Consider the following 22,092-nt stretch of genomic DNA (forward strand, 5'->3'; position numbering starts at 1 on the left):
CCGGGGAACCAGCTCCGGACAGGGGGCGGGATTGGGGGTGGAGACGATGTTCTTCACCGACCGTACGGACGCGGGCGTGCGCCTCGCCGATGCCCTGCGGCACCTGGAGCGCGAGGCGCCCGTCGTCCTGGGACTGCCCCGCGGCGGGGTCCCGGTGGCCTTCGAGGTGGCGCGTGCCCTGGGCGCGCCGCTCGACGTGATCGTGGTCCGCAAACTGGGCGTGCCCTACCACCGTGAGCTGGGGTTCGGCGCGATAGGCGAGGGCGGCGTGCGCATCATCAGCGAGGACATCGTGCGCAGCAGCCGGGCCGGGGAGCAGGAGCTCGCGGCGGTGGAGCAGGCCGAACAGGAGAACCTGGTGCGGCAGGCCCACCGGTTCCGCGAGGGCCGCTCGCGGGTCCCCGTGCGGGGCCGCACGGTGATCGTGGTGGACGACGGGATCGCCACCGGCGCCACGGCGGCCGCCGCCTGCGAGGTCGTACGGGCGCAGGGCGCGGCCCGGGTGGTGCTGGCGGCGCCGGTCGCGCCGCCGGAGGCGGTGGCGTGGCTGCGCACCGAGGCCGACGAGGTGGTGTGCCTGTACGCGCCGCCCGCTTTCCGCGCGGTCGGCGAATGGTACCGGGACTTCTCCCAGACCCCCGACGAGGAGGTCGTCTCGCTGCTGGCCAGGGCCACCGGGCCGGAAGGCGGTCCGCAGGGGGCGGCCGGAGGGGCCGGGGACGAGCCCCGGACCGGTCGGCCCGCGCCGGGGGCGCTCGCCTCCGGGCCGGTCGTGGTGGACGCGGGCGGCGTCTCCCTGGCCGGGGACCTCACCCTGCCGGGCGGCGCCCGGGCGCTGGTGCTCTTCGCCCACGGCTCCGGCAGCAGCCGGCACAGTCCCCGCAACCGGGCGGTGGCGGCCGCCCTGAACGGGTCGGGGCTGGGCACCCTCCTCTTCGACCTGCTCACCCCGGCCGAGGAGGCCCGCCGGGCCAACGTGTTCGACATCGAGACCCTGGCCGGGCGCCTGCTGGACACCACCCGCTGGCTGCGGTCCCGCACGGCGCTCCCGCTCGGCTACTTCGGGGCGAGCACCGGGGCCGCCGCGGCCCTGCAGGCCGCGGCCGCGGCGCCCGCCGGTTCGGGCGTGGGCGCGGTCGTCTCCCGGGGCGGGCGCCCGGACCTGGCGGGGCCGCACCTGGCCGCCGTACGGGCACCCACCCTGCTGATCGTGGGCGGCCGGGACACGACCGTGCTGGACCTCAACGAGCAGGCGCAGCGGCAGCTGCGCTGCGAGAACCGGCTGGAGGTCATCCCCGGCGCCACGCACCTGTTCGAGGAGGCCGGCGCCCTGGACGAGGTCTCCGACCTCGCCCGGGGCTGGTTCCTCGGCCACCTGACGGGCATGGCGGCCGCGGCCTGACGGAGCACGGCGGGCGCCGCGTGGCAGCGGGCCGCCTCCGGGGGCCTGCCTCCACCCGGGCTTGCCTCCACCCGGGCTTGCCTCCACCGGGCGGCCCCGTCCGCTTGCCGACCCCTGCCTCCGCCCGGGTCTGCCTCCGCCCGGGTCTGCCTCCGCCCGGCCCTGACTCCGCCCGGCCCGGCGTTCACTCCTCCGCGTCGCGGTATGCCTCCAGCAGCCGGAGCCAGATCTCGCTCATCGTCGGGAACGACGGCACGGCGTGCCAGAGCCGCTCCACCGGCACCTCGGCGGCCACCGCGACCGTCGCCGCGTGCAGCAGCTCGGCCGCGCCCGGTCCGACGAACGTGGCCCCGAGGAGGACCCCGCGGTCCAGGTCGACCAGCATCCGGGCCCGCCCGCGGTAGCCGTCCGCGTACAGCCCTGCGCCCGAGACCTTGCCCAGGTCGTGGTCCACGGCCCGCACCCGGTGCCCGGCGCGTTCCGCGGCTGCCAGGGTCGGGCCCACCGCGGCGGCCTCCGGATCGGTGAACACCACCTGCGGCACGGCCGCCGTGTCGGCCGTGGCCACGTGGGCGCCCCAGCGGGCGGAGTCGAGCGCCCCGGAGGCCCCGCTGCCGCTGCCCGCCCCGGTGCGTGCCGCGATCGCGGCGCCCGCGATCCGGGCCTGGTACTTCCCCTGGTGGGTCAGGAGCACGCGGTGGTTGACGTCCCCGACGGCGTACAGCCAGTCGTGCGTGGTGGAGCGCAGGCTGTCGTCCACCGGGATCCAGTCCCCGGGCGTCAGTCCGACCGTCTCCAGGCCGATGTCCTCGGTCCGCGGCGACCTCCCGGTCGCCATCAGCAGTTCGTCGCCCTCGACCAGCTCCCCGCCCTCCAGGACGACGGTGACCGGCCCGGTGTGGCCGTTCCGCACGACGGCCTCGACGTTCACTCCGGTACGGACGTCAGCTCCGGCCTCCCGCAGCGCGTCGGCGACCAGCTCCCCGGCGAACGGCTCCATCCGCGGCAGCAGCCCGTCCCCGCGCGCCAGCACGGTGACCTTCGAGCCCAGGGCCTGCCACGCGGTGGCCATCTCCGCGGCCACCACCGACCCTCCGACGATCAGGAGTCGGGGCGGCACCTGCCGGGCGGAGGTGGCCTCCCGGCTGGTCCACGCCCCGGCCCCGGCCAGACCGGGCAGATCGGGGACGACGGCGCGGCTGCCGGTGGCGACGACCACCGCGTGCCGGGCGGCGAGGACGTGGCGCTCGCCCTCGGCGGAGGTGACGACCACCCTCCGCGGCCCGTCCAGGCGGCCGTGGCCGCGGTGGAAGTGGGCGCCGATCGATGCGAGCCAGTCGAGCTGGCCGTCGTCCTTCCAGTGCCCGGTCCAGTAGTCGCGGTGGGCGAAGACGGCCTCCGCGTCGAGCGGCCCCCGGACGGCCGCCGCGAGCCCCGGGACGCGGCGGGCGTCGGCCCTGGCGAGGGCGGGGCGCAGCAGGGCCTTGCTGGGGACGCAGGCCCAGTACGAGCACTCCCCGCCCACCAGTTCGCTCTCCACCACTGCGGTGGTGAGCCCGGCGGCGCGGGTCCGGTCCGCGACGTTCTCGCCGGCCGGCCCCGCGCCCAGCACCACGACGTCGTACTCCTCGGCTTCGGTCATGGGGCCCAGTCTCTCGGCCGCGGCCCCGGCCCGCACGCCTGTCAGGCGTCCGGCGCGCCGCCGTCCCCGCCGGCCGGGGACTGCCCCTGGGACTCCGCCTGCGCTTCGGCGATCTTCGCCTTGATCTCGTCCATGTCGAGGGCCCGGGCCTGGCCGATGATGTCGGCGAGGGCAGGCTCGGGCAGCGCGCCGGGCTGGGCGAACACGGCGACCTGGTCGCGGACGATCATCAGGGTCGGGATGGACCGGATGTCGAAGGCGGCGGCGAGCTCAGGCTGCGCCTCGGTGTCGACCTTGGCGAAGACCAGGTCCGGGTTGGCCTCCGAGACCCGCTCGTAGACGGGCGCGAACTGGCGGCAGGGGCCGCACCACTCCGCCCAGAAGTCGATCAGGACGAATCCGTTGTCACGGACCGTGCTGTCGAAGTTGTCCTTGGTGAGCTCGACTGTGGCCACTGTCTTCCGACCTCCGTAGGGGGTGCGCCCGTTGCGCGTCTGCTGATGGAACGGACGGGGTGCCGCCCGCATTCCGCCTGCCCGGAGGGGCAGGATGAACGGTGTGACCGCCGATTCTCCCGGTACTGCCGAGGCCGCTGTGACCGCAGGGGCGCGCGTCGGGTTCTACACCTACGGCCACGGCCCGCTCTGGGGCGTACGGGTGGACGGAACCGACCTGCGCGTACGCGTCGCGGAGGCGACCCGGGCCCTCTGGCTGCCCGATCTGGAGCGGGAGGCCGCCGTGGCCGCCGCCGAGGGCGAGGAACCGCCCGGCCCGGAGGCCCTGGAGGAACGCGTGCTCCGGCAGCACGCCGGCATGCCGGCGGACGACCTCGGCGACCCGGCCCGGCACTTCCTCGGCGAGGTCAGCCGGGAGGTCCGGCAGGACCTGTGGGAACAGGGCCGGGAGGACCTGGCCGGCATGGTGCCGCTGCTGGGCTGCTGCTGCACCGTCTGGCAGTGCTGGCCGCTGCTCGCCCGGGTCACGGTCACCCCTCGCACCGTCACCTGGTCGCTCTTCCGCCAGCCGTACCGGCCGGAGTGGGGCGAGCTGGCCATCGGCCCGTACGTCTTCGGCCGCGCCCGGTACGAGGACGCCCTGGCGCATCCGGTGGCGCTCGGGCGCGACGGGGACCCGCTGGGCCCGCGCACGTACTGAACGGGGCACCGCCCGGCGCGCGGCGGCGGCCGGCCCCCGCGCCGCGCCGGCCCGCCCCGGGGCCGCTCGGGTCGGCCCGCCCGCCGGGCCCCCGGCGGTCAGAACGGGTGTCCGGCCGCGGTGCGGCGGGCCGTGGTCCAGCGGAGCTCGGTGAAGGCGTCCAGGTTCGCCTCGCCCCCGAAGCGGGCCCCGGTTCCGGAGACCCCGGTGCCGCCGAAGGGGGCCACCGCCTCGTCGTTGACCGTCTGGTCGTTGATGTGCGCGATCCCGGTAGGTATCCGTTCCGCCAGCTCCAGCCCGCGCGCGGTGTCGGCGGTGACGATCCCCAGCGCGAGCCCGTACGGGCCGTCGGAGGCCAGGGCCACCGCCTCGTCCTCGGTGACGAAGGAGCGTACGGGCGCGACCGGCCCGAAGACCTCCTCCGCGTAGGCGGGGGTGTCGTCGGCGACGCCCGCGAGCACCGTCGGCCGGTAGAACAGGTCCTGGTGGGTGCCCCCGGCGACCAGTTTCGCCCCCTGCGAGGTGCTCGCCTCGACCAGCGCGTGGATCCGGTCCCGCTGGGTCCGGTCGATGACCGGACCGAGGTGGACCTGTTCGCGGTACGGGTCACCGACCGCGAGGGACTCGGCCCGGGCGGCGAGCCGTTCGACGTACTCGTCGTAGAGGGAGGCGTGCACCAGGTGGCGGCCGGCCGTCATGCAGATCTGGCCCTGGTGGAAGAACGAGCCCCAGGTCGCCTGGGCGACGGCGGCCTCGACGTCGGCGTCGGCGAGCACCAGGAGGGCCGAGTTGCCGCCCAACTCCAGGTGCACGCGCTTGAGGTGGCGACCCGCCAGTTCGCCGACGGTCCGGCCGGTGGCGGTGGCCCCGGTGAACGAGACGACCCGGACGCCGGGTTCGGTGACCACGGCCGATCCGGTCTCCGCCCCGCCGGGGAGCACGTGGAGCAGCCCGTCCGGCAGCCCGGCCGCGGCGAACACGGCGGCGAGGGCGAGGCCCCCGCAGACGGCCGTACGCCGGTCCGGCTTGAGCAGCACCGCGTTGCCGAGGGCCAGCGCGGGGGCCACGGAGCGGATCGCCAGGATCAGCGGGGCGTTGAAGGGGGCGATCACCCCGACCGTGCCGGCGGGCACCCTGGTGGTGTAGGAGAGCCGGGGCGCCTCGCTCCGCAGCACCTGCCCGGTGGGACGGGAGGCCAGGGCGGCCGCCTCGTAGCACTCCTGGGCCGCCACGTGCAGCTCGAAGGCGGCCTTGCCGGGTATGGACCCGGACTCCCGCACCAGCCAGCCGCTCAGCTCCTCGGCGTGCTCGGCGAACAGGTCCCCGGCCCGGCGGAGGACCGCGGCACGCTCCAGGTGGGTGGACCGCGCCCAGTCGGGCTGCGCAGCCCGCGCCCGTACCGCCGCGTCGGCGACGTCGGCCGGTGCGGCGAGCTCGATCGTGGCGAGGACCCGGCCGGTCGCGGGCTCGATCACGGGGGCCGGACCGCCGGTCAGCGTCGGTCCGTCCTGCCAGATGGTCGGGTCGAGGAGCGGCATGGCAGGGCCTCCGGGGCGCGGCGGGCGGGCTGGCGGGGGTCATCGTAGCCAGCCGGGAAGGCCAAATCTGTTCAGTTATAGGGCAGTCGGGGCGCGTGGTGACTGGAAATGATCGCTTGGCCGGCGGGGTGGGGCGGGGCGGCGGGCTGGGGCGGTGGACTGGGGCAGCCCACCGGTGGGCCGGGGCCGCCCGTGGGCCGGGGCAGCCGGTGGGCCGGGGCAGCCGGTGGGACCGGCCGCCCACGGGAAGGACCCCGGAGGGAGGGCCCGCCCGGCCTGCCGGCCGTCAGCGCTCCAGGACGAGGGCGATCCCCTGCCCCACACCGATGCACAGCGCGGCGAGACCGGTGCCCGAGCCGGCCGCGGCGAGCTGGTGCGCCACGGAACCGGCGAGCCGGGCCCCGGAGGCACCGAGCGGATGGCCGATGGCGATGGCACCGCCGCGCGGGTTGACCACCGCCGGATCCAGCTCGGGCCAGGCCGCCAGGCAGCCCAACGCCTGCGCCGCGAACGCCTCGTTGAGCTCGAAGGCCGTCAGGTCGGCGAAACCGCGGCCCGCCTTCGCGAGCGCCCGCTCCACCGCCTCGACCGGGCCGAGGCCGAACAGGTGCGGCTCGATGCCCGTCACGGCGGACGCCCGGATCCGCGCCAGCGGCTCGCGGCCGGTCTCGGCGAGCCCCGCCTCGTCGGTGAGCAGGAGGGCCGCGGCGCCGTCGTTCAGCGGGGAGGCGTTGCCCGCGGTCACCGTGCCGGTGCCGTCGGTACGGAAGGCGGGCTTGAGCCGGGCGAGCGCCTCCGGGGTGGAGCCCTCGCGGATGCACTCGTCGCGGACCAGGTCCGGAGCGTCCGGGTACGGCACGACCTCGCCCTCGTACTGCCCCGCCGCCCACGCGGCAGCTGCCTTGCGGTGGCTTTCCAGGGCGAAGGCGTCCTGGGCCTCGCGGGTGATGCCGTGCTTGTCGGCGATCAGCTCGGCGCCCTCGCCGAGGGACACCGTCCACTCGGCGGGCATCCTCGGGTTGGTCATGCGCCAGCCGAGCGTGGTGGACCACATCTGCTGGTGCCCGGCGGGCAGGGCTCGCTCGGGCTTCTGGACCACCCACGGGGCGCGGCTCATCGACTCGACGCCGCCGGCGATGGCGATGGAGGCGTCGCCCAGGGCGATGGCACGGGCGGCCTGGATCACCGCCTCCAGGCCGGAGCCGCAGAGGCGGTTGACGGTGACGCCGGGCACGGTGACCGGCAGCCCGGCGAGCAGCACGGCCATGCGGGCGACGTCGCGGTTGTCCTCACCGGCGCCGTTCGCATCGCCCAGGACGACGTCGTCGATACGGGCCGGGTCGAGCTGCGGGGTCCGGTCGACGAGGGCGCGGACGACGTGGGCGGCGAGGTCGTCGGGGCGGGCGCCGGCGAGCGCGCCGCCGAACTTGCCGATGGGGGTGCGGACGGCGTCGACGACGTACACGTCGCGGATGTGCATGGCTCTCTCCTGAGTCGGGCACACGGGTGCGGGCGTGTGCGAGCGCAGTCTCCGCCGGGCCGTCAGGGCCTGTCAACGGTGGGCTGCGGGGGTGGAGGGCGGGGGGACGGGGAGAGGACGGCGGGGAGGCCGGGGGTGACCAGGGGGACCGGGGGGACCGGCCAGGGCCGTCAGGTCGACTCTCGGTGCACCACGGAGGCGGACAGCAGGTCGTGGTGCGACTCCGCGTCCGCGGGCGACCGCACCATCCGGTCCACCAGCTCCGCCAGCCGGTCGCCGCCGGGCAGCTCGATCCGTACGGTGCTCAGCCGCGGCCGCAGCAGCCGCCCGAGCAGCAGGTCGTCGGCCCCGACGACCGCCACGTCCTCGGGGATCCGCAGCCCGGCGTCCTGCAGTGCCCGCATCAGCAGCATCGCGTACTCGTCGTTGTACGCGTACACGCCGTCGAGCCCGAGCCCGCCCCACCGCGCGGCCAGCGCCGCCGCCGACTCCTCCGTGTAGGCCATCGGTACGGCCCTCACCCCGGCCGCCCCCGCGGCCGCGGCCGCCTCCGTCGCCCCCTCCAGCCGGGGCGTCGAGAACAGGTCGAGCCCCGGCTCCTCGGGGACGATCACACCGAGCCTGCGGCGGCCCCGCTCGACGAGGTGCTCGGCGGCCCGTGCACCGACCTCCCGCTGGTCCATGACCAGCGGGAGCGCGCCGGGCACGCCGACGGGCCCGACCGTGATCACGGCACGGGTACCGGCCCGCTTGAGCGTGTCCACGTTGCGCGCGCTGAGCGTGATCTCGCCGAGCGAGATCACCGCGACCGGCCTGAGCTCGGCCCAGGCGCGCGCCGCCTCGTCCCCGGCCAGGCCCAGGCTGCCGTACTGGACCACCGTGTAGTCGAGCCGGCGCAGCGCCCACTCCAGCTCGTTCAGGAAGCCGCTGTAGAGCCGGCCCACCGGCACGTGCGAGGTGGGGAGCAGCACGATCCGGGTGTGCCCCGCCCGCAGGCTGCGCGCGGCGGCGTGCGGGACGTACCCCAGCTCCTCGGCCGCCTCGCGCACCTTGCGGCGGGTCGGCTCGCTGATGCGGACGGCTTCCGCGTTGTTCAGGACGTACGACACGGTCGCGCGCGAGACGCCCGCCAGTCGGGCCACGTCGGCGCTGGTGGGGGCGGGCGCCGTGGCCGGTGCCGGCGGCTTCGGTGAGTCGGTCATTGCCGTCGCATCTTTCCAGAGCGGTTGCTGCCTGGGGCTGGCGGATGGCCGGAAACAGGTGCTAGACAGTGGTTACACGAGCCACTGACACGTGTAACCAGCGTTATGTAACCAGCGTGTGTGGACGCCAGGGACGGCGTCTGGCTCGTTGCCCTGCTGCTCCGCCGCCTTGCCGCCACCGCTGTGCCGATCCACCGCTTCGCCGCGCTCTGCCGCCGCTCCGCCACGGCGCTCCGCGGCGTGCACGCACGACCCCTCATCCACCCGCCCGCAGTTCGCCTGCGTCCAGCCCCGCCCAGGAGGGCACCGTGGCTGTTTCCTCCTCGTCCTCCCCCTCCTCCTCCGACGCCCCCTCCCCGTCCGGCAGCCCCTCCCCCTCCGGCAGCGCCGACGCGGCAGCCGGTGACCTGCCCGGACGCGGCCTGCTCGCACTGCTGCTGGTCGGCAACACCGCGATGTACGCCCTGTACATCGGCGTGGCGGGCGTACTCCTCGCCCTCCAGGTCGAGGAGATCGATCCCGCCCGCAAGGTCGCCAATTTCGGCTTGATCGCGGGGTTTTCCGCGATATTCGCCACGGTCTTCAACCCAGTCGCCGGCGCCCTGTCCGACCGCAGCGGCCAGCGCAATCCGTGGATCCTGGGCGGCGGACTGGCCGCGATCCCGGCCATGGTGCTGCTCGGCTTCGCCGACACGGTGCTGCTGATCACGATCGCCTGGTGTCTGGGGCAGGCCGTCATGAACGTCTACCAGGCGGCCATCACCTCGGTGGTCCCCGACCGCGTGCCGATGGCCGCGCGCGGCAAGGCGTCCGCGGCCGTGGGCCTCGGGCTGCCGTTCGGCTCGACCCTGGGCGCACTGCTCGGCGCGGCGTTCTCGGAGGGCTACCGCACCGGATACCTGTTGTTCGGTGCGATCGTCGCGGGCGCCGCCGTACTGTTCACCGCCTGCACCCGGGAGCACCGGATGCCGAGCCGTGCGCCGATGCCGCTCAGGCAACAACTCGCCGCGTTCGCCGGCGCCTTGCGGAATCACGACTTCCGCTGGGCCTTCATCGGCCGGGCGCTGCTGGTCCTCGGCTACTTCGCGGTCAGCGCGTACCAGCTGTACATCCTCCAGGACCACACCGATCTCCCGGCAGGCCTGGAGCCGGAGGAGGCCGTGGCCCTGCTGATGCCGCTGAACAGCGTGGCCATGGCAGTGGCGACGGTGGTCGGCGGCTGGCTGTCCGACCGCTACGACCGACGCAAGCTGTTCGTCGGCTCGTCCGCGCTGCTCTCCGCCGTGGCGCTGGTGATCCCGGCCGGGTCCACGAGCTGGGCGGCGATGCTGGCCTACTCCGCGGTGAACGGCCTCGGCTTCGGCTGCTACATGGCCGTGGACACGGCCCTGGTGACGATGGTGCTGCCGACGGCGGAGGATGCGGCACGCGACATGGGCATCCTGAACATCGCCAATGCCGGCCCGCAGATCGTCGCGCCCTTCATCGCATCGTTGGTCGTCTCCGTGGGCAGTGGGTACGCGCCGCTGTTCGTCGTCGCGGCCGCCCTCTCCGTAGCGGGAGCGCTCGCGGTCAGACCGATCCGCGGGGTCCGCTGAGCGTGCTCGCCGAGCGACCCCCTCCCTCCGGCCTCTTTCTCCGGCCTCTTTCTCCCGACCGTCGTCCACATACGCACCGAAGGGCACCACATCACCATGCAGTTGAACACCCACACCTGGGGCGAGGGCGACCGTCTCGCCCTGCTCGTCCACGGCATCATGGCCGACCACCGCACCTGGCGCCGGGTCGGCCCGGCCCTCGCCGCCCGCGGCTACCGCGTGGTGGCCGTCGACCTCCGCGGGCACGGCGCCAGCGGCCGGGGCGAGTACGGCCCGCAGCTGTTCGCCGACGACTTGGTGGAGACTCTGCCTGCGGGCGCCGAGCTCGCCATCGGGCACTCCCTGGGCGGCCTGGCCCTGTCCCTGGCCGTGGACCGCCTGAACCCGCGGCGGGCGGTGTTCTCCGATCCCGCCTGGCACCTGGCCTCGTCCCCGGAGGGCTTCGGCCCCGAGGTGTTCGCCGACCTGAAGTCCGCCCCGCGGGAGCAGATCCGTTCGATGAACCCGCGTTGGGAGGAGGCGGACATCGACGTCGAGCTGGCCACGCTGGCGGCATGGGACGAGACCACCGCACTGACCCTGGCCCCGCTGTTCGGCGCGGACCTGCTGCCGTCCGCACCGGTGGTGCCGTCACTGGTACAGCTCGCCGACCCGAGCTTCCTGATCCCGGAGGCAGCGGCCGCGACCCTGCGAGAGCGCGGCTTCGAGGTCCGCACGGTGGCGGGCACGGGCCACACGATCCACCGCGACGACTTCGAAGGGTTCATGGAGTCCCTGGAGGGCTGGGTCTAGGCAGCCCTTCCGGATTTCCGGAGACAGCGGAGGGGGGGTGCCACCCACGTGCGGGTGACACCCCCCTCTCGTCGTACGTCCTACATGGAGGAGTCGTCGAACGGGTTGACCATCACGGTCGAGGCCTCGCAGCTCGCGATCACACCGCTGCTGGCGCCGATCTTGCACACCTCGAAGTAGGCGTTGTCGATCCAGCCGGCTTCCAGGGACGTGGTCCACGAGGCGGTCGTCTGACCACTGGGCACGGTCCGCATCTTCCAAACCCTGTGACCGCTTTCGCCGTTGGTGACGAGGCGGATGCCGACGACGTAGCCGTCGGTCGCACGGTCCTGGGCGGTGATCTGGATCGGGTCGAGGCGGTAGGGGTTGACCCGCCAGTTGAGGACCATCCGCCCGTAGTACGAGTTGGTCGAGACCCATTGCTCGGTGCCGGACGCCGCGGCCGCCGGGCTGGCGACGAGCGGAATCATGACGGTGGCCAGAGCCGCGGCGGTGGCGACGAGGCTGCTCTTGAGGCGCAAGAATCCCCCAGGGAAGATGCGTTGGCTGGAAACGCTCCTACTCTAGCTCGATTCCGATCATGCCTGACCATGCCTCAACTCGTCGTATTCGAAGTGTCATTCGACCCTGCGCGGGCCTCTTGGCGGGGGCTCCCGGCGGGAGGCTTCGCCTGGACGGAATCAGGGAGGTGCCCGGGGGCTGCCCGTCAGTCCCAGTGTCATTACGGGCCCGTCAGCCCTGTCAAGGGCGCTCCTTCGTCGCGTCGCCCGGAGGGCGATGGCCCGTTGGGCCACCCTTGACAGACCTGCCGGCCCCGCAACGACAAGGACTGTCGGGCCGCCCCCGGGGGAACGGCATGGGAGGGACCGAGGCCAGCCGTCATCGGCTTCGGCGGGCACGGGCAGCGGCTGTCGCTCGGCCAGCCGCCCTCCGGGCGGAAGCAGGAGTGCAGTCGACGGGATGACTGCACGCCAGGGCGCCCAGGGCGCGCCAGATCGCTACGTGCTCCTGTTTCTCAGCGAATACGGGCCGTCAGGGGCCGAACATGAGCCGCCACCGATCGCTACGCGCTTCGACCTGTCGGCGGATGCGGGCCGTCGGGCGCCATTGGGGGTCCGGGGCTCGGAAGGGAGCTTCGGGGCGGGTGGTGGGACTGGCTGGGATGCATGTCGCGATATAGCGTTAGTGCTCCAGTCGCGTGGGTGACTGCATCGCGCGAAGACGTCGACGGCACCGGGACGGAAGCATGTCGGGAGAGATCTCGCCCATCGGGAAGTCCATCGGCCCCTCATCTCCCGAGTTGCGCGCCTCGCATGCGGACCGGGACCGGGTGGTGGAGGTATTGCGGGTCGCTGCTGGGGATGGGCTGCTGACGGCAGACGAGTTGGACGAGCGGCTGGAAGCTGCTCTGTCGGCACGGACCCTCAGTCAGCTCACGCCTCTCACTGTCGATCTGCCGTCCGTCTCGGTGGACTCCGAGGTCAAGGACGTCGTCCGGATCGAGCAGAAGTTCAGCACGGTCAAGCGTGGGGGGCGCTGGGTGGTGCCGCGAAGGCTGGAGCTTGCGGCGGAGTGGTGTGAGGTGACGCTCGACTTCACTCAGGCCGTCATCACTCAGGACACCTTGCGGATCGACATGGACGCGTCCGGCAAAACCCTCACGCTGATCACCCCGCCGGGCATCGTGGTCGACACCGATGACCTGAAGTTGGAGTTCTGCAAGGTGAAGGTCCGCCGGGCGCCGTCCTGGGGTACGCCGGTCACCTTGCGCGTGGAGCTGGTCGGCAGAAAGAGCTTCGGCCGTGTTGTGGTGCGGCCCCCACGGCGGTCGTTCGGGCAGTGGCTGCTGCGCCGGCCTCCGGTCCTTCCGTGACGGACCGGGGTTATGACGTATCCATCATGACAGGTTCGGCGACGTTTTCGTAGGGCGAACGGCACAGTCGTTTGGCCTTGTTCGGGGCCTGTCCGGATTCCAGAATCTCCGTCATGGATCACTCGGCGAACATCAATCACGACGCGGTTCTTCGAGCACGGGTCGCCCTTCTCGGATCGACGGAACTTCCGATCCGTCAGCGGGTTGCGGCGTACCGCGTTCTCGCTCAGGTAAGCCCGCTGGCTTATCTGCCTCGTCTCATAGAGGCACTCATCGACTACAGCCGTCAGGAATTCGCCGATCAGCCCGACATCGCAATGGCCCTGCGGGCCGAGTCCGTCACCGCCGCACGAAGGGTGCTCGACCTGAACCCCGAACGGGCCCACCTGCTCACCCTCGAAATGCACCAGAAGCTGCGGTCAATGATTCGACAGCAGGACGTTCTCGCCGTACAAGAGGTCCTCTCCGCCCTGGAGTCCTAGCGGCACCCCGTGTTCATGCCCGCCCGAGCGGGCATGAACACGGACCCCGTAAGTTCGGCCGCCGCGAAGAGAGGCATCATCCCGTTCGGCCGGAATTCCCCTACGCAGTCGGGACCGCCATGGTCGATTCAGCACGATGTACGGCCGTCCCTGCAGTGATATGCCTGGGATCTTTGGACCCTGACCATAAAGGGGTTGGGAACGAACATCATCAGCTCGGCGCCCGACGGACACAGCTTCCGGTAGTCGATTTCGTCATAGTCGTCACGCGAAGGATGGAACATGTGGTGCACGACGACGCCCAGTCGCCACGGACTGCCACTCGCCGTCCGGCCGGAGCACGTAGCGATCGATGGCGGTCTATGTCCGGCCCCTGACGGCCCGTATTCGCTGATCAGCAGGAGCACGTAGCGATTTGACGCGCCCTGGAGGTCCTGGCGTGCAGTCATCCCGTCGACTGTGATTTGGCTCCCGCCCGGAGGGCGGCTGGCCGAGCGACAGCCGCTGCCCGTGCCCGCCGAAGCCAAAGCCGATGGATCCTCGGTGCCCCATGCCATTCCCCCGGGGGCCGCCCGACAGTCCTTGTCGTTCCGTGACGGACGTTGGGGTCAAGGGTGGCCCAACGGGCCATCGCCCAACGGGCGACGCGACGAAGGAGCGCCCTTGACGCCGACGGCCGGCACGGAAGGACAATCAGGACTGACGGGCAGCCCCCGGGCACCCCCGTGACGCCGTCCAGGCGGAGCAGGCCACCCATGCCCGGCCTCGCCCAGCTCCCGTTCCCTGCCCGAATCCCTGCCCGAATCCCTACCGATTCCCTGCCCGAAACACACCGCCCGTCCACCCCGCGCAACCCCACCCCCGCCCCCCCCTTTCGGCGTACTGTGGCCCGGGTGACGCCCTACACCCCCTCCACCGGCGAATTTCCCGGACGGCACGGCCGCGACGCCACCACCGAGGCCGATCCGCGGGCCATCGGGCCCGTCCAGACCTCCTACGCTCCCGCTCACGACGGTGATCCCGACCCCGGTGAGATCGTCTGGACCTGGGTTCCCTTTGAAGAGAACGACGGGCGCGGCAAGGACCGGCCCGTGCTGGTCGTGGCCCGGGAAGCGAGCGGGTCGACGCTGCTCGCCGTACAGCTGTCGAGCAAGCGGCACGATCACGACCGGGAGTGGGTGCCCATCGGCTCCGGGCCTTGGGACAGCGCCGGACGGGAGTCATGGGTGGACGTGGATCGCGTCCTGCGTGTCCACGAGACGGGCATGCGCCGGGAGGCTTGCGCGTTGGACCGCCGTCGTTTCGGGCTGGTCGTCGACCGGCTCCGCGAGCTCTACGGGTGGCGGTAGCACCAGCCTTCCGGCCAGTGCTGTGACCGCAGTGACCGCTGTGACCGCTGTGACCACACAGCCACTACGTCGGCGACGACCGGCTGGGGGGCGTCAACCGGCGCCGCAACGCGGCGAACCCGGACGGTCACAGCACCAGACGGAAGTGAACGACGCTGACGTCATCGATTGACGTGATGTCGGGGTAGTGGAACCGCAGCCTGTCTTGCAGCTCGGCAAGATCGCGGAACCCGTCGGCGATGGCGTCCGCCTCGGTCAGCTCGGCAACGCTCTTGGAAGTGATCCGAGTGACCACACCGGACAGCACCACCTCGTCATCCAACTCGAACACCATGTTCACCGGGCCCGTCTCCACCGGGTCGCGGAACCGCACCGTGGACGTCTTCCGCCCGGTGCGTACAGCATCGAGATAGGCGCGATGGAAATGCAGGGCTTGCATCGCAGTCGAGCCCAGCTCCCGGTCGGACGTCTCGACAACGCGCCGGGCGAACTCGACCGGCTCCAGAACTTCTTCCGATAAACGCATCGTGCTGTCCATCCAACGGACACTACTCGAGTCCTTCGAGACTGCGGGCATCTTTGATCTCGTGGAACCCGGCAGCCGTCATCGGGGTCCACTCCCTCCTCTGTCCAGCGGCACGGAGGGCTTCTCCAACCTCGCTGAGCTTCACGGGGGACAACACACCCGCCGGCTCGATCAGGTCGTCCCGGGCCACGGTGGTCAGCCATGTGCACGGAGTAGAGCCCGGACGCGGGAACGCGAACCGCAGCACTCGGCACGCACACCGTCGGTGTCCAGCGCCAGTACACCGCCACGGCCGGGAGGATCGAGAACGCGCAAGTCGCTGTCCACCTCGTCTACGCAGGCCGCCGCGGACATGCGGCGATCGACCGCGAGCCGTACGTCCCGCGCTCGTGGACGTGCGACCCGGACCGCTGCCGGAATGCCGCGCCTCGCGGTGAAGTGCCGCTGCCGAGCGCTCTTGAAAAGGCGTGGCTGCCGGGCAGTCGTGGTGCGAAAATCAGTCCGCGACTCGGTCCACATCCACGTCCCGGAGGTCCGCATGGACGTCGCCTCGCTGCTGCCGTTGACCACGGCCCGGTTGTCGCTGCGTCTGTTCACTCCCGGCGACACCGACGACCTGTACGCCTACCAGAGCCTGCCGAGCGTGGCGCGCTACTTGTACCGGCCGGCGCACACGCGTGAGCGCAGCGAGCAGGTTGCGGCCGAGCGCGCGGCGCAGACGGCCTGGCGCGCCGACGGGGACAAGCTGGCGCTCGCTGTCTGCCGACGCGATGAGCCCGGCCTCCTTGGCGAGGTGAGCCTCGCCCTGGCCGATGCCCGCGCCGCCCAGGCCGAGATCGGCTGGACCCTCGACCCAGGTCACCAGGGGCACGGTTACGCGACCGAGGCGGCCGCGGCGCTCGCCGGGTTTGCCTTCGACACGCTGGGCGTGCACCGGCTCTACGCACGGCTGGATGTGGAGAACACCGGGTCCGTGCGGGTCTGCGAGCGCCTCGGGATGCGCCGGGAGGCGCACCTGGTCGAGAACGACCTCGACGGGGATCGCTGGGGCAGCGAGTACATCTACGCGGCGCTCTCCGCGGATCTTGGCAGTCGATCAGGCGGTTGAGCCCGACGCCGCCTCCTGTTCGCGATCTTCAAAGGGAGAACGCCTCGAAGCCGAGATCGCCGGCCTTGAAGCGGCGGCCGCCGGCCTGCCGGCCGATGCCGAGGCTCTCGACGCCGCCGAGGACTCACCGGATCTATTCGAATGCGCGTTTGAACACCTGCTGCACCCCCGGATCCCGGTCCAGGATCCCGAAGACCACCCGCTCGAACACGCCCGCGAACCGCCCCTCCCCTCGCAGCAGGCCCGCGAATGCGCCGGCCACCTCGGCCGGATCGTTCCGGAACACCCCGCATCCCCAGGCCCCCAGCACCAGCTGCGGGTAGCCGTGCAGGGCGGCCACCTCCAGGACGCGCTCCGCGCGTCGGGACAGGGCGGCCGGGATCTCGCCGGCACGGCCGGGCTCCTGGCGGCGGATGGTGCCCGCGTTCGGAGCGGGCGAGGTGAGGAAGGACGCCCGGAAGGGGGTCTCCAGCAGCTCACCCCGATCGTCCCGGAACACGGGGACTCCGGGCGAGTGGATCACCCGGTCGGTGTAGAAGGTGCTGCGTTCCGCGCGGTGGGTCTCGTAGTACTCCGGGGCCTCCAGCAGCGTCTCGTACAGCGCCGACGCCCGGCACAGCGCCTCCTCCTGGGCCTTGGCCCCGCGCACGTAGCCGCCGCCCGGATTCCGGGCCGAGGCGAAGTTCAGGACGGCCACCGGGCCCGAGGCGGCCAGCCTCCGGGCGGCGACCGTGCTGCTCTCCCCCGTGACCTCCACCGATGTTTCGAAGGGAGCAGCCGGAGCCCTCTCGCCTGGAATGACCGACTCGGGCCCATATATCCTGGTTCCGGCCTTGGCTTCCGCCACGGCGGCGGCGAGGGAGACCTCCCGTCCCGATCGCGTCCGGTACCGGCCGGCCGCCACGATCTCCGTGTTCTCCTGCGCAATGGCACGCAATCTGCTGCTCATGTGATGAATCTTGTGATCAGAACGGACTGCTCGGCAACGCAATTTGCTCGCGCTTATTTGTCCGATCGTCACATCACACGATTCGCTCCCCGACACGGGCGGGTAGGCACGGGTGACCTCACGGTGTACGACGGGAGACAAGGATCCGGTCATGCCACAGGACTCACCCGCACCCCACACTGAGCTGCACCCGCACCCGCACCCGCAGCCCAAGCCGCACCCACACCCACAGCCAGAGACGAACCCGCAGCCGCACGCCGCACCGCCGGCCCCCCGGCACACCATCTCCGAACCCGAGGCCGAGGACCTGGTCCACGGCATCTGCTTCAAGACCGGGCCGCCCCGCCTCCTGGGTGCCGAGCTCGAATGGCTCGTCCTCGATGCCGAGCGCCCCGGGAGCCCGGTGGACCCGGACCTGCTCGGCGAGGCTCTGGACGCCGGGCGCGCACTGCCGCTCCGCTCCCGCTTCACCGTGGAGCCCGGCGGCCAGCTCGAACTCAGCTCCGCCCCCGCCGCCTCGCTCACCGAATGCGTGGACGGCCTCCAGGCCGATCTGGCCGCCGTCCGGTCCCTGCTCGGCGAACGGGGGCTCTTCCTCCACGGCAGCGGCCGCGACGCCCGCCGCCCCCTCCGCCGGCTGCTCCGCGGGGCTCCGCGCTACGACGCCATGGAGGCCTACCTCGACCGCACCGGCCCGGGTGGCCGCGCCATGATGTGCGGCTCCGCCTCCGTACAGGTCTGCGTGGACGCGGGATACGACGAACCGGGCCCGCTCGGTTACGGGCGGCGCTGGCGGATGGCGCACCTGCTCGGCGCGGTCCTGGTGGCCGCGTTCGCCAACTCCCCCGCCCCCGAAGGCCGGTACGCCGGCTGGCGGTGCTCCCGCCAGGGCGTGTGGGGCGATCTGGACCCGCGCCGCACCCTGGCCCCTCCGCTGGACCCGGAGCCCCGTACGGCCTGGACCGCGCACGCGCTGGACACCGACGTGATGTGCGTACGACCCACCGGCGAGCACCGTGACCACGACGATGACGACCACGACGGACACAGGGCCGACACCGCCCCCTGGACCGTCCCGAAGGGCCTCACCTTCCGCGAATGGCTGCGCGGCGGCGGACCGCGCCCGCCCACGGCGGAGGACCTGCACTACCACCTGACCACGTTGTTCCCCCCGGTCAGGCCGCGCGGACACCTGGAGCTGCGCATGATCGACGCGCAGCCCGGGGACGACGGCTGGGTGGTCCCGACAGCGGTGGTGCACGCGCTGTTCGACGACCCGGAGGCCGCCGAGACGGCTTACCGTGCGGTGAAGGGGCTGGCCGACGAGTACGGACCACACCCCGCGCCCTGCAATCCACTCTGGACAGCGGCGGCCCGCCGCGGCCCCGCTGCCGCCCCCGAGCTGCGGAACGCGGCCGTCACCTGCTTCCGCGCCGCGGCCGAAGCGCTGCCCCGGCTCGGCGCCTCCCGCGAGGTGCTGGACGCCGTAGGCGGGTTCAACGAGCGGTACGTCCTCCGGGGCCGCTGCCCCGCCGACGATCCGCAGCGACCGGCAAGGCGCGCGCGAGCGCAGACGGCGCAAACTGCGCAGACGGCAGAGACGGCAGAGACGGCACAGACAGCACCGGCCCCGCTTCCCGGGAAGGATCCGCACCAGTGAGCACGAGGAACCATCCCAACCCCCCCACAGCACCGATAGCCCCCACCGCCCCCGCGCCCACCCCCACGCCCCCCACCCCCGACCTCACCCCCCTCCGCGACCAAGCCCTCGCCGAGCTCACCGCCGCCCGGGCCCGGACCGCCGAGCTCACCGATGCCGTCACCGACGCCGAGCTGACCGCACAGCACTCGCCCCTGATGTCCCCCCTCGTCTGGGACCTCGCCCACATCGGCAACCAGGAGGAGCTCTGGCTGCTGCGCCGGGTGGGCGGCCGGGAGCCCATACGGCCCGAGATCGACCCGCTCTACGACGCCTTCGCACACCCCCGTGCCGACCGCCCGAACCTGCCCCTGCTCGGTCCCGCCGACGCCCGCTCGTACGCCGCCGAGGTGCGCGGCCGGGTCTTCGACCTGCTGGAGCGGACCCCGCTGGACGGGGGCGCCGGAACCGGGCTGCTCGCCGACGGGTTCGCGTTCGGGATGATCGCGCAGCACGAACAGCAGCACGACGAAACGATGCTGATCACCCATCAGCTCCGCAAGGGCCCGGCCGTCCTCACGGCGCCCGACCCCGCCTCCGAGGCACCGTACGAGCCCCCGCCGGTTCCCGAAGTCCTCGTACCGTCGGGCCCGTTCAGCATGGGCACGTCGGCGACCGCCGAGCCCTGGTCGCTGGACAACGAGCGGCCGGCGCACCGGCGGCAGACCGGCGCGTTCCACATCGACACCGTCCCGGTCACCAATGCCGCGTTCCAGGCGTTCATCGAGGACGGCGGGTACGGCGAGCCCCGCTGGTGGGCCCCCGAGGGCTGGGAACAGATCCGCAGGAACGACATCGGCGCCCCGCTGTTCTGGCACCAGGAGGCCGGGCAGTGGCTGCGGCGACGGTTCGGGGTGACCGAGCCGGTTCCGCCGGACGAGCCGGTGCTGCACGTCAGCTGGTACGAGGCGGACGCCTGGGCCCGGTGGGCCGGGCGGCGGCTGCCCACCGAGGCCGAGTGGGAGAAGGCGGCCCGCTACGACCCGGTGAGCGGGCGGTCCACCCGCTATCCGTGGGGGGATTCCCCGCCCACCCCCGAGCACGCCAATCTGGGCCAACGGCACCTGCGTCCGGCCCCGGTGGGCAGCTACCCGGCGGGTTCGTCCCCGCTCGGGGTGCGGCAGCTGATCGGTGACGTGTGGGAGTGGACGTCGAGCGACTTCCTGCCGTACCCCGGTTTCCGGGCGTTCCCGTACCGGGAGTACTCGGAGGTGTTCTTCGGGTCCGCGCACAAGGTGCTGCGCGGGGGTTCCTTCGCCGTGGCCCCGGTGGCCTGCCGGGGCACGTTCCGCAACTGGGACCTGCCGGTCCGGCGGCAGATCTTCTCCGGCTTCCGCACCGCGAGGGACGTCTGATGTGCCGTCATCTGGCCTACGTCGGACCGGCCGTGCGCCTCGGAAAGCTGCTCACCGACCCCGAGCACTCACTGGTGCGGCAGGCGTGGGAGCCGCGCCGGCAGCAGCACGGCACCGTCAACGCCGACGGGTTCGGGCTCGGCTGGTACGCGGACGGCGATCCGGTGCCGGCCCGCTACCGGCGCGGGAAACCCGTGTGGGGCGACGCGGCCTTCGCCGACCTGGTCCGGGTGGTGCGCAGCCAGGCCGTGCTGGCCGCCGTACGCGATGCCACGCACCCTTCCTCGGACGGGGAGGCGGCCGCGGCGCCTTTCGCGGACGGCCCGTGGCTGTTCAGCCACAACGGGGTGCTGCGGGACTGGCCGGAGGCGCTCGCACGCCCGGCGGGTCCGGCTGCCGGGCTGCCGCCGGGCGAGTTGTTGTCGCTGGCGGCGCGGTCGGATTCGGCGTTCGTGTGGGCGCTGGTGCTGCGCCGGCTGCGGGCGGGTGAGGGCCTGGGCGACGCACTGGCGGGCGCGGTGGGCGAGCTGTGGGCGGCCGCGCCCGGTTCTCGGCTGAACCTGCTGCTGACCGACGGGACGTCGATCGCGGCCACGGCCTGCGGGGACTCCCTGTGGTACCTGGCCGAGCCGGAGGCAGTGGGGGGCGGCCGGACGGTGGTGGCGTCCGAACCGTACGACGACGATCCGCGCTGGGTCGAGGTGCCGGAGCGGAGCGTGCTGACCGCCACCCGGACCCGGGTGGTGACGGTCCCGCTGCCGGTGGCTCCGCTCGTACCGCTCCAGGAGCACGAGTCCACGCGGCAGCGCGAGCCCGTCCGACGGCACGAGCCCGTGCAGTCTCGCGAGCCCACCGAACCGCAGGAGCGCCTCCGGCCGCAGGAGCCCGTCCAGCCGCACGAGTCCATCCAGGAGCACGAGGAGAACGGCCTGTGAACGACTTCGAGTTGACCCGCACGCTGGACGAGCACGCCGCGGACCGGGCGTTGCGCGAGGACGTGCTGCACGGTCTCACGCGTTTCCCCAAGGTGCTGCCGCCCAAGTGGTTCTACGACGCCCGGGGCAGTGAACTCTTCGAGGAGATCACCCGGTTGCCGGAGTACTACCCGACGCGTGCGGAGCGGGAGATCCTGCTGGAGCGGGCCCAGGAGATCGCCGCGGTGACCGGTGCGCGGACGCTGGTGGAGCTGGGATCGGGGTCTTCGGAGAAGACCCGGCACCTCATCGACGCGCTGCCCGCGCTGGAGGCGTACGTACCGGTGGACGTGAGCGAGAGCGCCCTGACCGGGGCGGCCCACGCGCTGCTGGCGGAGCATCCGGGGCTGCGGGTGCACGCGCTGCTGGCGGACTTCACCAAGCCGCTGCGGTTGCCGGACACCCCCGCTCCGCGGCTGGTGGTGTTCCTGGGGGGCACGATCGGCAATCTGCTGCCGCCGGAGCGGGCGGTGTTCCTGAAGGCGGTACGGGCGATGCTCTCGCCCGGTGACGCGCTGCTGATGGGTACGGACCTGGTGAAGGAGGGGTCCGTGCTGGTGGCGGCGTACGACGACGCCCAGGGGGTGACGGCCGAGTTCAACCGGAACGTGCTGGCGGTGATCGACCGGGAGCTGGACGCGGACTTCCGGCCGGGCGACTTCGACCACGTGGCGGTGTGGAACCGGGAGGAGGAGTGGATCGAGATGCGGTTGCGGGCCCGGTCCGAGCTGGCGGTGAAGATCCGGGCCCTGGACCTGGTGGTGCCGTTCGAGGCGGGTGAGGAGATCCTGACGGAGGTCTCGGCGAAGTTCCGCCGCGAGGGCGTTCAGAAGGAACTTGCCACTGCCGGGCTGGAGTTGGTCCAGTGGTGGACGGATGCGGCGGGCAGGTTCGCGCTGTCGCTGTCGGTGGCCCACGGCGCGGGACCGGTCGGCTCCGGAGCGGGATAGGGGACGAAGGGCACCCCC

General features: G+C 72.7%; 19 protein-coding genes and 3 pseudogenes. 13 read left to right on the forward strand and 9 right to left on the reverse strand.

The genetic code is table 11. From position 1 onward, the window contains the following. Positions 1-46 precede the first annotated feature (46 nt). Positions 47-1,402, forward strand: coding sequence for a phosphoribosyltransferase (locus AB0O36_RS03910; RefSeq protein WP_365103970.1), 1,356 nt, complete (start codon positions 47-49; stop codon positions 1,400-1,402). A 184-nt stretch (positions 1,403-1,586) separates the two neighbouring features. Here the strand turns inward: AB0O36_RS03910 and AB0O36_RS03915 are convergent, their stop codons facing one another. Both AB0O36_RS03915 and trxA read right to left on the reverse strand, forming a co-directional pair. Beyond that, positions 1,587-3,044 (reverse strand): NAD(P)/FAD-dependent oxidoreductase, encoded by a 1,458-nt coding sequence (locus AB0O36_RS03915; RefSeq protein WP_365103633.1) that lies wholly within the window; start codon positions 3,042-3,044, stop codon positions 1,587-1,589. 41 nt (positions 3,045-3,085) lie between these two features. After that, positions 3,086-3,499, reverse strand: a complete 414-nt coding sequence (gene trxA, locus AB0O36_RS03920) for a thioredoxin (RefSeq protein WP_365103635.1) — start codon at positions 3,497-3,499, stop codon at positions 3,086-3,088. Positions 3,500-3,602: 103 nt separating this feature from the next. On the opposite strand from trxA, the gene AB0O36_RS03925 reads away from it, so the two are divergent. Next, a complete protein-coding gene (locus AB0O36_RS03925) occupies positions 3,603-4,199 on the forward strand; it encodes a hypothetical protein (RefSeq protein WP_365103638.1) in 597 nt (198 codons plus the stop codon). A gap of 98 nt (positions 4,200-4,297) precedes the next feature. Here the strand turns inward: AB0O36_RS03925 and AB0O36_RS03930 are convergent, their stop codons facing one another. The 3 genes from AB0O36_RS03930 to AB0O36_RS03940 all read right to left on the reverse strand — a co-directional run bounded on the left by AB0O36_RS03930 (position 4,298) and on the right by AB0O36_RS03940 (position 8,419). After that, positions 4,298-5,737 (reverse strand): aldehyde dehydrogenase family protein, encoded by a 1,440-nt coding sequence (locus AB0O36_RS03930; RefSeq protein ID WP_365103641.1) that lies wholly within the window; start codon positions 5,735-5,737, stop codon positions 4,298-4,300. Positions 5,738-6,023: 286 nt separating this feature from the next. Continuing rightward, positions 6,024-7,217, reverse strand: coding sequence for a thiolase family protein (locus tag AB0O36_RS03935; protein WP_365103643.1), 1,194 nt, complete (start codon positions 7,215-7,217; stop codon positions 6,024-6,026). Positions 7,218-7,387: 170 nt separating this feature from the next. Then, positions 7,388-8,419 carry a LacI family DNA-binding transcriptional regulator gene (locus AB0O36_RS03940; protein WP_365103646.1) on the reverse strand — a complete coding sequence of 344 codons (1,032 nt, stop codon included), beginning with the start codon at positions 8,417-8,419 and terminating at the stop codon, positions 7,388-7,390. Positions 8,420-8,727: 308 nt separating this feature from the next. Here AB0O36_RS03940 and AB0O36_RS03945 point away from each other — a divergent pair, with 308 nt between their 5' ends. After that, complete coding sequence (locus AB0O36_RS03945; RefSeq protein WP_365103649.1) at positions 8,728-10,017, forward strand: MFS transporter; 1,290 nt, start codon at positions 8,728-8,730, stop codon at positions 10,015-10,017. Between the two features lie 96 nt (positions 10,018-10,113). Next, entirely contained in the window at positions 10,114-10,809 is a 696-nt protein-coding gene (locus tag AB0O36_RS03950; protein WP_365103652.1) for an alpha/beta hydrolase, read from the forward strand. Positions 10,810-10,889: 80 nt separating this feature from the next. Here the strand turns inward: AB0O36_RS03950 and AB0O36_RS03955 are convergent, their stop codons facing one another. Continuing rightward, complete coding sequence (locus AB0O36_RS03955) at positions 10,890-11,330, reverse strand: hypothetical protein (protein ID WP_365103655.1); 441 nt, start codon at positions 11,328-11,330, stop codon at positions 10,890-10,892. A gap of 725 nt (positions 11,331-12,055) precedes the next feature. Between AB0O36_RS03955 and AB0O36_RS03960 the strand changes: the two genes are divergently transcribed. The 3 genes from AB0O36_RS03960 to AB0O36_RS03970 all read left to right on the forward strand — a co-directional run bounded on the left by AB0O36_RS03960 (position 12,056) and on the right by AB0O36_RS03970 (position 14,513). Further along, positions 12,056-12,682, forward strand: coding sequence for a DUF1707 domain-containing protein (locus AB0O36_RS03960; RefSeq protein WP_365103657.1), 627 nt, complete (start codon positions 12,056-12,058; stop codon positions 12,680-12,682). Between the two features lie 113 nt (positions 12,683-12,795). Further along, positions 12,796-13,164, forward strand: coding sequence for a hypothetical protein (locus AB0O36_RS03965; protein WP_365103660.1), 369 nt, complete (start codon positions 12,796-12,798; stop codon positions 13,162-13,164). A gap of 893 nt (positions 13,165-14,057) precedes the next feature. Further along, positions 14,058-14,513, forward strand: a complete 456-nt coding sequence (locus AB0O36_RS03970) for a type II toxin-antitoxin system PemK/MazF family toxin (RefSeq protein WP_365103662.1) — start codon at positions 14,058-14,060, stop codon at positions 14,511-14,513. Between the two features lie 127 nt (positions 14,514-14,640). On the opposite strand, the gene AB0O36_RS03975 is transcribed toward AB0O36_RS03970, so the two are convergent. Next, a complete protein-coding gene (locus AB0O36_RS03975; RefSeq protein WP_365103665.1) occupies positions 14,641-15,051 on the reverse strand; it encodes an ASCH domain-containing protein in 411 nt (136 codons plus the stop codon). A 10-nt stretch (positions 15,052-15,061) separates the two neighbouring features. Further along, a pseudogene (locus AB0O36_RS03980) lies at positions 15,062-15,286 on the reverse strand (type II toxin-antitoxin system PemK/MazF family toxin); the annotation flags it as partial. 2 nt (positions 15,287-15,288) lie between these two features. On the opposite strand from AB0O36_RS03980, the pseudogene AB0O36_RS03985 reads away from it, so the two are divergent. Both AB0O36_RS03985 and AB0O36_RS03990 read left to right on the forward strand, forming a co-directional pair. After that, a pseudogene (locus tag AB0O36_RS03985) lies at positions 15,289-15,462 on the forward strand (transposase); the annotation flags it as partial. Between the two features lie 115 nt (positions 15,463-15,577). Next, positions 15,578-16,147, forward strand: coding sequence for a GNAT family N-acetyltransferase (locus AB0O36_RS03990; protein WP_365103668.1), 570 nt, complete (start codon positions 15,578-15,580; stop codon positions 16,145-16,147). Between the two features lie 133 nt (positions 16,148-16,280). On the opposite strand, the gene AB0O36_RS03995 is transcribed toward AB0O36_RS03990, so the two are convergent. Then, the gene (locus AB0O36_RS03995; protein WP_365103670.1) at positions 16,281-17,096 is read right to left on the reverse strand and encodes a TIGR02452 family protein; all 816 of its coding nucleotides are present in this window, start codon (positions 17,094-17,096) and stop codon (positions 16,281-16,283) included. Between the two features lie 151 nt (positions 17,097-17,247). Here AB0O36_RS03995 and egtA point away from each other — a divergent pair, with 151 nt between their 5' ends. From egtA to egtD, 4 genes and pseudogenes are all read left to right on the forward strand, one after another. Continuing rightward, entirely contained in the window at positions 17,248-18,756 is a 1,509-nt protein-coding gene (gene egtA / locus AB0O36_RS04000; RefSeq protein ID WP_365103673.1) for an ergothioneine biosynthesis glutamate--cysteine ligase EgtA, read from the forward strand. Positions 18,757-18,791: 35 nt separating this feature from the next. Then, positions 18,792-20,150: an ergothioneine biosynthesis protein EgtB gene (egtB, locus tag AB0O36_RS04005; RefSeq protein ID WP_365103972.1), complete on the forward strand. Its 1,359-nt coding sequence runs from the start codon at positions 18,792-18,794 to the stop codon at positions 20,148-20,150. Then, positions 20,150-20,908, forward strand: a pseudogene (egtC, locus tag AB0O36_RS04010) (ergothioneine biosynthesis protein EgtC); the annotation flags it as partial. The gene egtB and the pseudogene egtC, both read left to right, overlap by 1 nt. 173 nt (positions 20,909-21,081) lie before the next feature. Continuing rightward, a complete protein-coding gene (gene egtD, locus AB0O36_RS04015) occupies positions 21,082-22,074 on the forward strand; it encodes an L-histidine N(alpha)-methyltransferase (RefSeq protein ID WP_365103676.1) in 993 nt (330 codons plus the stop codon). Positions 22,075-22,092: the final 18 nt, after the last annotated feature.

This window comes from Streptomyces sp. NPDC089799 (assembly GCF_040684755.1).
Lineage (GTDB): Bacteria > Actinomycetota > Actinomycetes > Streptomycetales > Streptomycetaceae > Streptomyces.

What these genes read in the sequence shown, in the direction of transcription:
- AB0O36_RS03910 (WP_365103970.1), top strand. Translation starts at nt 47, where the DNA reads ATGTTCTTCACCGACCGTACGGACGCGGGCGTGCGCCTCGCCGATGCC.
- AB0O36_RS03995 (WP_365103670.1), bottom strand. Translation starts at nt 17,096, where the DNA reads ATGAGCAGCAGATTGCGTGCCATTGCGCAGGAGAACACGGAGATCGTG.
- AB0O36_RS03965 (WP_365103660.1), top strand. Translation starts at nt 12,796, where the DNA reads ATGGATCACTCGGCGAACATCAATCACGACGCGGTTCTTCGAGCACGG.
- AB0O36_RS03960 (WP_365103657.1), top strand. Translation starts at nt 12,056, where the DNA reads ATGTCGGGAGAGATCTCGCCCATCGGGAAGTCCATCGGCCCCTCATCT.
- AB0O36_RS03930 (WP_365103641.1), bottom strand. Translation starts at nt 5,737, where the DNA reads ATGCCGCTCCTCGACCCGACCATCTGGCAGGACGGACCGACGCTGACC.
- AB0O36_RS03935 (WP_365103643.1), bottom strand. Translation starts at nt 7,217, where the DNA reads ATGCACATCCGCGACGTGTACGTCGTCGACGCCGTCCGCACCCCCATC.
- AB0O36_RS03975 (WP_365103665.1), bottom strand. Translation starts at nt 15,051, where the DNA reads ATGGACAGCACGATGCGTTTATCGGAAGAAGTTCTGGAGCCGGTCGAG.
- AB0O36_RS03950 (WP_365103652.1), top strand. Translation starts at nt 10,114, where the DNA reads ATGCAGTTGAACACCCACACCTGGGGCGAGGGCGACCGTCTCGCCCTG.
- AB0O36_RS03990 (WP_365103668.1), top strand. Translation starts at nt 15,578, where the DNA reads ATGGACGTCGCCTCGCTGCTGCCGTTGACCACGGCCCGGTTGTCGCTG.
- AB0O36_RS03940 (WP_365103646.1), bottom strand. Translation starts at nt 8,419, where the DNA reads ATGACCGACTCACCGAAGCCGCCGGCACCGGCCACGGCGCCCGCCCCC.
- AB0O36_RS03915 (WP_365103633.1), bottom strand. Translation starts at nt 3,044, where the DNA reads ATGACCGAAGCCGAGGAGTACGACGTCGTGGTGCTGGGCGCGGGGCCG.
- egtA (WP_365103673.1), top strand. Translation starts at nt 17,248, where the DNA reads ATGCCACAGGACTCACCCGCACCCCACACTGAGCTGCACCCGCACCCG.